Origin of the sequence: Pseudomonas sp. 22526 (genome assembly GCF_052044735.1) — a bacterium.
GTDB lineage: Bacteria > Pseudomonadota > Gammaproteobacteria > Pseudomonadales > Pseudomonadaceae > Aquipseudomonas > Aquipseudomonas piscium.
Genome location: NZ_JBQENK010000003.1, coordinates 122,004 through 131,264, shown reverse-complemented (window position 1 = coordinate 131,264; position 9,261 = coordinate 122,004). Strand labels below are relative to the sequence as shown.

Annotated in this window: 9 protein-coding genes; 3 read left to right on the top strand and 6 right to left on the bottom strand. The window is 62.8% G+C overall.

What is annotated here, in order from left to right:
* Positions 1–23 precede the first annotated feature (23 nt).
* Both ACTJKT_RS05380 and ttcA read right to left on the bottom strand, forming a co-directional pair.
* Positions 24–695, bottom strand: a complete 672-nt coding sequence (locus ACTJKT_RS05380) for a DNA-3-methyladenine glycosylase I (protein ID WP_053269715.1) — start codon at positions 693–695, stop codon at positions 24–26.
* 76 nt (positions 696–771) lie between these two features.
* Positions 772–1,596, bottom strand: coding sequence for a tRNA 2-thiocytidine(32) synthetase TtcA (gene ttcA / locus ACTJKT_RS05375; protein WP_007931792.1), 825 nt, complete (start codon positions 1,594–1,596; stop codon positions 772–774).
* A 279-nt stretch (positions 1,597–1,875) separates the two neighbouring features.
* Here ttcA and ACTJKT_RS05370 point away from each other — a divergent pair, with 279 nt between their 5' ends.
* Together ACTJKT_RS05370 and ACTJKT_RS05365 are read left to right on the top strand one after the other, a co-directional pair.
* Entirely contained in the window at positions 1,876–2,478 is a 603-nt protein-coding gene (locus ACTJKT_RS05370; protein WP_007931790.1) for a Yip1 family protein, read from the top strand.
* A 144-nt stretch (positions 2,479–2,622) separates the two neighbouring features.
* Positions 2,623–3,114 carry a SprT family zinc-dependent metalloprotease gene (locus ACTJKT_RS05365; protein ID WP_007931787.1) on the top strand — a complete coding sequence of 164 codons (492 nt, stop codon included), beginning with the start codon at positions 2,623–2,625 and terminating at the stop codon, positions 3,112–3,114.
* 8 nt (positions 3,115–3,122) lie between these two features.
* Here the strand turns inward: ACTJKT_RS05365 and ACTJKT_RS05360 are convergent, their stop codons facing one another.
* Together ACTJKT_RS05360 and ACTJKT_RS05355 are read right to left on the bottom strand one after the other, a co-directional pair.
* Entirely contained in the window at positions 3,123–4,304 is a 1,182-nt protein-coding gene (locus ACTJKT_RS05360; protein WP_440786425.1) for a CaiB/BaiF CoA transferase family protein, read from the bottom strand.
* A gap of 151 nt (positions 4,305–4,455) precedes the next feature.
* Positions 4,456–5,790: a dicarboxylate/amino acid:cation symporter gene (locus ACTJKT_RS05355; RefSeq protein WP_063432667.1), complete on the bottom strand. Its 1,335-nt coding sequence runs from the start codon at positions 5,788–5,790 to the stop codon at positions 4,456–4,458.
* Positions 5,791–6,137: 347 nt separating this feature from the next.
* Here ACTJKT_RS05355 and ACTJKT_RS05350 point away from each other — a divergent pair, with 347 nt between their 5' ends.
* Positions 6,138–7,136: an AraC family transcriptional regulator gene (locus ACTJKT_RS05350; RefSeq protein WP_097304687.1), complete on the top strand. Its 999-nt coding sequence runs from the start codon at positions 6,138–6,140 to the stop codon at positions 7,134–7,136.
* Between the two features lie 9 nt (positions 7,137–7,145).
* On the opposite strand, the gene ACTJKT_RS05345 is transcribed toward ACTJKT_RS05350, so the two are convergent.
* Together ACTJKT_RS05345 and ACTJKT_RS05340 are read right to left on the bottom strand one after the other, a co-directional pair.
* Positions 7,146–8,492, bottom strand: coding sequence for an ATP-binding protein (locus ACTJKT_RS05345; RefSeq protein WP_440786424.1), 1,347 nt, complete (start codon positions 8,490–8,492; stop codon positions 7,146–7,148).
* Positions 8,489–9,166 (bottom strand): response regulator, encoded by a 678-nt coding sequence (locus ACTJKT_RS05340; protein ID WP_007931776.1) that lies wholly within the window; start codon positions 9,164–9,166, stop codon positions 8,489–8,491. The genes ACTJKT_RS05345 and ACTJKT_RS05340 overlap by 4 nt, the downstream gene beginning before the upstream one ends.
* Positions 9,167–9,261 lie beyond the last annotated feature (95 nt).

The window sequence follows — 9,261 nt, the reverse complement described above, 5'->3', positions numbered from 1 at the left end:
CCCGCGATGAGGTCAACGCCGAATCAGTGGTTAACCGTATACGCCAGCATCATCGAGATCTGGCACAGCGGCCGGCCACTTTCGGCGTGCCACTGGTTGAAGGCGCCCTGCACGGTGGCCAGGTCCTTGAGGCTGCTGGGCACCTTGTCGATGATCTGCTGCGCATTCAGCGCCGCCACCACGTCATAGGTCGGCACGAAGGTGTCCTTGCCGACCATCCGCAGAAAGCGCGGGGCCGACAGGCCGCCCAACTGGTGACCGTGCTTGGCCAGGTACTTCCACAGGCCGACGATGTCAGTCACCGGCCAGTCGGCGATCAAGGCGCCGAAGCTGCCCTTCTCCTTTTCCACGTCCAGCACCATCTGCGCATTGCGCGGCACGCTCTTGAGCTTGCCCAGGTGGCGAATGATCCGCGCGTCCTGCATCAGCCGCTCGAGGTGCTCGGCGCCCATCAGCACCACTTTCTCCGGGTCGAAACCGAAGAACACCTCTTCGAAGGCTGGCCACTTGGCGTCCACCAGGCTGTGCTTCAAGCCGGCGCGAAACACCCGCAGGGCCAGGGTCGAGAGATAACGGTCATCGCTGATCTTGCGCAATTGCGCCGGGGTTTTCGGCACTGGCAGATGGGCTTCCAGCTCGGCCGCCGAACCGAAGCGGTTCAGACAGTATTCGTGCAGCCACTTGTAATCGCGCATGCCCTCTCCTAATGACGATAAAGAAACGGCGCTCAGAGGAGCGCCGTGATTCCAGGATACAGAGCCGCGAAACGACTCAGAGGTTCACCACATTGACGAAACGCGAGGCCGCGGTTTCGTCGATCTTCAGGCTGGTGAAGTCGAACAGGTTGCGGTCCGCCAGCTGCGACGGCACCACGTTCTGCAGGCCGCGGAAAATGCTTTCGGTACGGCCCGGGGTCTTGCGTTCCCATTCCTGGAGCATTTCCTTGACCACCTGGCGCTGCAGGTTTTCCTGGGAGCCGCAGAGGTTGCACGGGATGATCGGGAACTGCTTGAGGTCGGAATAGGCCTGGATGTCCTTCTCGCTGCAATAGGCCAGCGGGCGGATCACCACGTTGCGACCGTCATCGGCCCGCAGCTTGGGCGGCATGGCCTTGAGCGAGCCGTTGTAGAACATGTTGAGGAAGAAGGTCTCGACGATGTCGTCGCGATGGTGACCCAGGGCCATCTTGGTCGCGCCGATTTCGTCGGCGAAGGTGTACAGGGTGCCGCGACGCAGGCGCGAGCACAGCGAGCAGGTGGTCTTGCCTTCCGGTATCAGTTCCTTGACCACCGAGTAGGTGTCCTTCTCGACGATGTGGTACTCCACACCCAGTGTCTCGAGGTAGGCCGGCAGCACGTGCTCGGGGAACCCGGGCTGCTTCTGGTCCATGTTCACGGCGACGATGTCGAACTTGATCGGTGCAACCTTCTGCAGGTGCATCAGCACGTCGAGCATGGTGTAGCTGTCCTTGCCGCCGGACAGGCAGACCATGACCTTGTCGCCGTCTTCGATCATGTTGAAGTCGGCGACCGCTTCCCCGGCCTGGCGGCGCAAGCGTTTCTGCAGTTTGTTCTGGTTGACCGTAAGAGTGCCCATGGCGCTTGAAATCCGCGGTGTGTGACGAAAAGCCGGATATTTTACGCAAAAACCGCGCGCGGGCGAAGCGCCGGGCGCCAGCTGACCAATCAAATCGCCGAATGCGATTACCAGCCGCGCCGACAGCGCGATTTGCTCTAACGCCTGCGCCTTTTGCAAGTCAGCCCTCTCTATACTGCGACATAAGGTCGCACGCATATTCAGACCTTTACTTACTTGGCCGCTGGCCCGTAGGCGCTCCGTTGGGGGGCGATGGCAATAACAAAGGAGTGACTGACTATGATTCATCATGTCGTGGGACTCTTCACCCACCCCGATCAGGAATGGCGAGAAATACGTGGCGACGAAGAGGAAAGCATCAGCCACATGTACCTCACCCACACGCTGATTCTCGCGGCGATTCCAGCGATTTCGGCGTTTATCGGCACCACCCAGGTCGGTTGGGTCATCGGCAATCGAGCGCCGGTCATGCTGACCATGGAAAGCGCGCTGTGGATGACCATCATGTCGTACCTGGCGATGCTTGGCGGGGTTGCGGTCATGGGCGCCTTCGTCCACTGGATGGCCCGCACCTACGACGCCAGCCCAAGCCTGGCGCGCTGCATCGCGTTCGCCACCTATACCGCGACGCCCCTGTTCATCGGCGGCCTGGCGGCGCTGTATCCGCACATGTGGCTGGGCATGATCGTCGGCACGGCCGCCATCTGCTACACCGTCTACCTGCTGTATGTCGGGTTGCCGACCTTCATGAACATTCCCTCGGACGAAGGTTTCCTGTTCTCAAGCTCCGTACTGGCCGTTGGGCTGGTGGTGCTGGTCGCGATCATGGCGTTCACCGTGATCGTCTGGGGTCTTGGCGTCGGCCCCGTTTACACCAACTGACGTCGCTCAAAAAACAAACACAATCTGCCAACACAGGCCGCCGCAAGGCGGCCTTCCAATCTGCGCAACGACCATTCGGCGCCTGGACGATTCGGAATGCATCAGCTTTGCGGCATACTCACTCGCTCTGGAGAGCCGTTAAGCATGCCCGAGCAACTCAATACCCGCGTCGAAGACTGTTTCCAACTCGCTGAATCCTTTTTCAAACGACCTTTCAAACGCCCGGTGGTCAGCCTCAAATTGCGCGGCCAGAAAGCCGGTGTCGCCCACCTGCACGAGAACCTGCTGCGCTTCAACCCGCAGCTGTACCGGGAAAACACCGAAGACTTCCTCAAACAGACCGTGGCCCATGAAGTCGCGCACCTGATCGCCCACCAACTGTTCGGCGAGCGCATTCAGCCCCACGGCGAAGAATGGCAACTGATCATGCGCGGCGTGTACGAACTGCCGCCCAATCGCTGCCACACCTACGAGATCCAGCGTCGCAGCGTGACCCGCTACATCTATCGCTGCCCCTGCGACAACGATTTCCCGTTTTCCGCCCAGCGCCATCGCCTGGTCGCCCAGGGCCGGCGTTATCTGTGCCGGCGTTGCCGGCACACCCTGGTGTTCAGCGGCGAAATGCGGGTGGAGTGAGCCCGGCCCTACAGGATGACTCGGCCCTGGCGCAGTTCGGCGATGCGCTGCGCGCTGTAACCCAGCTCGGCCAGCACCTGATCACTATGCGCGCCCAGTTCCGCCCCGATATGCCGAGGCTCCGGCAGCCCCTGGGAAAACTTCAACGGACAGGCCATCTGCGCCTGGTAGCTGCCATCGCCACGCGGCACTTGACTGACCAGCTGCCGCGCCTGCAACTGCGGATGCGCCACCGCCTCCGCCAGGCCCAGCACCGGCTCGACGCAGGCATCGACCGCGGCGAACAATTCGCAGAGCTCGGCAAAATCACGTTTCTCGAACTCGACCTGCAAGGCCAGCTTGAGCGCCTGCTGCTGTTCCGGTTGCGGTGACAGCCCCTGGGCCGCCAGTTCCGGACGCCCGAGGGCCTTGCACAGCGCCTGCATGAACGGCGGTTCCAGGCTGCCCACCGACAGCCAGCGACCATCCCGACTGCGGTAATAGTCATAGAAGCTGCCGCCATTGAGTACCTGCTGCTCCGCCGCGGGCTCGATTCCGCACGCCAGGTAGCCTGCCCCGGCCATAGCGTTCAGGCTGAACACGCAATCGGTCATGCTCACATCCAGGTGCTGCCCCAGGCCGCTGTGCTGGCGGGCAATCACCGCCGCCAGCAGGCCGATGACTCCATGCAGCGAACCTCCGGCGATGTCCGCCGCCTGGATGCCCAGGGGCAGCGGCCCGCTGTCCTTGCGCCCGGTGTAGCTGGCCAGGCCCGCCAGGGCCAGGTAATTGATGTCATGGCCGGCGCGATCACGGTACGGGCCGGTCTGGCCGTAACCGGTGATCGAGACATAGATCAGCTTCGGGTTGAGCGCCTTCAACGCCTCGTAGCCCAGCCCCAGACGCTCCATCACCCCGGGGCGGAACTGCTCCAGCACGATGTCGTACTCCAGCACCAGCTGGCGGATCACCTCCAGCGCCTCGGGCTGCTTGAGGTCCAGCGCCAGGCTGCGTTTATTGCGATTGAGGTAGGCATGGCTGGCGGAGACGCCCTGGTCGTGGGGCGGCAGCACCCGCAGCAGGTCCATGCGGGTCGGCGATTCGATGCGCAGTACCTCGGCGCCCATGTCCGCCAGCAGCAAGGAGGCGAACGGCCCCGGCAGCAGCGTGGAGAAATCCAGTACCTTGAGTGACGCCAGTGGCCCTTGCATGAGCACTCTCCCTTGCCGATTGATTGCCCACAGAGTAGGCAGCGTCTCGAGGCCCGGCAATCACCGCAAGCGCCACCCGGGCTGACCGTTACGCTCAAACACCGGGCATGAAAAAACCCGCCGGAGCGGGTTTTTCATCAACGCGGTGAAGTTACTTCACAGTCGTCGGGGTTGGACCTTCGGCTACGCCCAGGTCATCTTCTTCGCGGGTGTCGCTGATCGCACGGCCACCGGAAGCCAGTTCGGCCTGCAGCTGGTCTTCGTCCAGCTCCTTGACCCACTTGGCGACCACTACGGTGGCTACCGCGTTACCGACCAGGTTGGTCAGCGCACGGGCTTCGGACATGAAGCGGTCGATACCCAGGATCAGCGCCAGGCCGGCCACCGGCAGGTGACCCACGGCCGACAGGGTCGCCGCCAGCACGATGAAGCCGCTACCGGTCACGCCAGCAGCACCTTTGGAGGACAGCAGCAGCACCAGCAGCAGGGTGATCTGGTGGGTGATGTCCATGTGGGTGTCGGTCGCCTGGGCGATGAACACGGCCGCCATGGTCAGGTAGATCGAGGTACCGTCGAGGTTGAAGGAGTAACCGGTCGGGATCACCAGACCCACTACCGATTTCTTCGCGCCCAGGCGTTCCATCTTGATCAGCATGCGTGGCAGGGCCGATTCCGACGAGGAAGTACCCAGCACGATCAGCAGCTCTTCACGGATGTAGCGGATCAGCTTCAGCACGCTGAAACCGTGGGCGCGGCAGATACCGCCCAGCACCACCAGCACGAACAGCACGCAGGTGATGTAGAAGCAGATCATCAGCTGGCCCAGCTGCACCAGCGAACCCACGCCGTAGGCGCCGATGGTGAAGGCCATGGCACCCAGCGCACCGATCGGCGCGAGCTTCATGATCATGTTGATGATGTTGAACATCACGTGGGCGAAGCGATCGATGAAGTCCAGCACCGGCTTGCCGTAGGCACCCAGGCGGTGCAGGGCGAAACCGAAGATCACCGAGAACATCAGCACTTGCAGGATGTCGCCGTTGGCGAAGGCGCCGACGATGGTGTTCGGAATGACATTGAGGATAAAGCCGACGATGCTCTGGTCCTTGCCGGCGGTGACGTAGGCCGCCACTTTCGAGGCATCCAGGGTGGATACATCGATGTGCATGCCGTTGCCCGGCTGCACGACGTTGACCACGACCAGGCCGATCAGCAGGGCGATGGTCGAAACGATTTCGAAGTACAGCAGCGCGTAGCCACCGGTCTTGCCCACCGATTTCATGTTCTGCATGCCAGCGATACCACTGACGACGGTACAGAAGATGATGGGCGCGATGACCATCTTGATCAGTTTGATGAACCCGTCACCCAGGGGCTTGAGGGCCACACCGGTCTGCGGGTAGAAGTGACCGAGCAGGATGCCGATGGCGATGGCAACGATCACCTGGAAATACAGGGATTTGTACAGTGGCTGACGAGTCGTCATTGCAAAGTTCCTCAAGAGCACCGTTGCACACCATCCATCGATGCACACGACGCCTAAAGTGCGAACCCTCCTGCACTGGAGGGATTTGTTGTGTAGAGCTGCGGGGAACACCTCTGGTTGCTCCCTACTCCTCGCTCGCTATCGCAAAGCCCGTGCCAGCTTGCCAAAAAACCCTGAAGGCCTTTGGACATCAGGGTTTGCGCTCGCCCTTCGCTATCGCCGCCCCTGAGTGAAGTGGCGGATTTCCGCCCATCGCCCGCCTCTCGTCCTACAATTTGGCGGATATCCGCCTTGCCCAGTCGTCGGCGGCTGTTAACATCCGCCACTCAATGGCCGGATCAACCTTCATGCGCGAACGCACCATCGCCAGTCATTTCGCCCGTGCCGCCCTGGGCGGGGCCCGCCGGCGGGGCTACGACTATTCGGAGTTGCTGCAGACCCTGGGCATCAGCCTCGAACTGCTGAACGAACCCAAGGCCCGTATCGCCCCCGAGCAGTTCGCCAGCCTGCTGCAACAGCTCTGGCAAGTCCTGGATGACGAGTACCTGGGGTTCGGCGACGGCCCGAGCAAACGCGGCACCTTCGCCATGATGTGCCACGCCCTGATCCACTGCAGCAACCTGGAGAAGGCCCTGCAGCGTGGCCTGCTGTTTTACAGCCTGTTCCCCCAGGCGCCGCGGCTGAGCCTGACGCGCGAAGGGGACATGACCCGCCTGAGCCTGGACGACGCGGCGCTGTGGGACCCGGACCACTTCCTCAGCGAGAGCCTGCTGGTGATCTGGCATCGCCTCGGCAGTTGGCTGATCGGCCAGCGCATCCGCCTCGAACAGGCCTGTTTCAGCTACCCGAAACCCGAGCACGGCAACGAATACGACCTGCTGTTCCCCTGCCCCCTGGTGTTTTCCCGCGACCGCAGCAGCCTGCTGTTCCACAGCCGCTACCTGAGCATGCCGCTGCTGCAGGACGAACGAACCCTCAAGCACTTTCTCGAACGCTCCCCCGCCGACCTGCTGGCTCGCCCGGACGACGGCGACAGCCTGAGCAGCCAGCTGCGCCGCCTGCTCAGCCGCGACAGCAACCATTGGCCGGACCTGGAAAGCATCGCCCAGCACCTGCACATCAGCCCGCAGACCCTGCGCCGGCACCTGCGCGAAGAAGGCACGAGCTTTCAGGAATTGAAGGATCAGTTGCGGCGCGATATCGCCATCTACCACCTGCGTCGGGCCGACCTGTCATTGCAACAGATCGCCGAGCAGACCGGCTTTTCCGAGCCATCGGCCTTTCACCGCGCGTTCAAGAAGTGGACCGGGCTGACGCCGGGCGCCTACCGCGCCCAGGAAACCTGAGCGCGCCGGTCAAATCGCCGGGAAGAGAATGCGGAACGCCGCCCCGCCCAGGGCCGAGTCTCCAAGGGTCAGCTGGGCGCCGTAGCTGTCGATGATGTCCTTGACCACCGCCAGGCCGATCCCCTGCCCCGGATGCTGGCGATCCAGCCGTTCGCCACGCTGGAGAATCCGCGCCCGCTGATCCGGCGGCACGCCCGGCCCGTCGTCCTCGACACACAACTGCGCGCCGTGGAGGTCTTGGCGGACACTGATGCGCACTTCGCTCAGGCACAGGCGATAGGCGTTCTCCAGCAGGTTGCCCAGCAATTCGAGCAAGGCCCCATGCTCGATCGGCACATAGCAGCGCTCCGGCAGGTCGAACGAAACCCGTACCTGTTTGTCGCGATAGACCTTGTCCAGGGTGTCGCACAGGCTTTTCAGCACCGGACGCAGACGCACCTGGTGCCGCACCAGGCCGCTCTTGCGCAGGCTGGCACGCTGCAACTGGTAGCTGATCTGCTGGCTCATGCGTTCGATCTGGGTCTGCAGCACCCAGGCCTGTTCGCGGTCCTGCGGGCGCAGGGCCATGTCTTCGCTGACCCCTTGCAGCACCGTCAGCGGGGTTTTCAGGCTATGGGCCAGATCGTCCAGGGAATCGCGATAACGGCTGCGTTGCTCGCGCTCGCTGTGCAACAGACGGTTCAACGAACCAGTCAGGCGCAACAGCTCGCGCGGATGTTCTTCGCTGAGGCTTTCCCGGGTACCGCTTTCGATTTCGTCCAGCTCCTGGCTCAGCCGGCGCAAGGCCTGCAGGCCCCAGGTCAAGCCGAGCCAGAGCAGCGCCAGGAGCACCAGCAAGGCGGCGCCGAAACCTAGGTAAAGGTTTTCCCGCACCCCTTCCAGGGTCAACTGGTACTCACGCACCGGCTGCAAGGCGACGATGCTGAACGCCGCGCTTTTACCGCCCAGCAGCTTGACCTCGACGTCGTAGACGAAAAACTCCTGGCCGTTGGCTTCGCGGATACGCGCAAACTCGTTGCCGCGCCCGTCATAACGCGGCTTGTAGTTGATGTTCTCTTCCTGGGTCGCCTTGGAACGCCAGACCAGCCGCCCCTCCCGGTCATAGATGTAGCCCAGGAGGCGGCTGTCGGTCAGGTTGAAACGCTCATCCGGCAGTTGCGCCGGCATTTGCAGGTGATTGCTCTCGACCCGGGCCGCCGAGATCAGCGTGGTCACGTCGGAGGCCAGGCGCTGCTCGATGGAATCCTGCAGCGCCAGGCTGAACGCGCCTTGCATGGCCGGCAACAACGCCAGCATGAACAACACCGCCAGCGTCGTGGCCGCCAGCATCAGGCGCAGGCGTAACGATCGGATCATCGGCAGCGCTCGTTGAACAGGTAACCCAGGCCACGCACGGTATCGATGGGCTTGAAGCCCGAAGGGCCTTCCAGCTTGCGCCGCAGGCGGCCGACCAGCACTTCGATCACGTTCGGATCGCGCTCGTCATCGTCCGGGTACAGCTGTTCCATCAACCTGTCCTTGGCCACCACCTGTTGATGGTGGCGCATGAGGTACTCGAGAATCCGGTATTCGTAGGCGGTCAGCGCCAGCGGTTGTTCGTCGAGCGAGGCCTGCTTGCGATTCAGGTCGAGCAGCAGCGGGCCGGCGATGATGGTCGATTGAGTGAACCCGCTGGAGCGGCGCAGCAGCGCATTCAGGCGCGCGTCCAGTTCCTCGAACTGGAAGGGCTTGACCACATAGTCGTCGGCGCCGGCGGCCAGCCCTTCGACCTTGTCCTGCCAGTTGCCGCGAGCCGTCAGGATCAGGATCGGAAACGCCTTGCCCCGCGAGCGCAGCTGGCGGATCAGGTCCAGCCCGCCCATGCCCGGCAGGCCCAGGTCGATCACCGCCAGGTCATGGTTGAACTGCTCGGTCTGATACAGCGCCTCCTCGGCATTGGCCACGGACTCGACCACATGGCCGCTGTCCGTGAGGCGGGTTTGCAAGTGATGGCGCAGCAGCGCCTCATCTTCAACGACGAGCAGTTTCATGCGGCTCTCCCAGGCAAAATTCGACATCTCCAAGGGCACTCAGGTGCCCTGATCGTATATATGGCAACGCCGGATCCTGCCTTGGCAGATCCGGC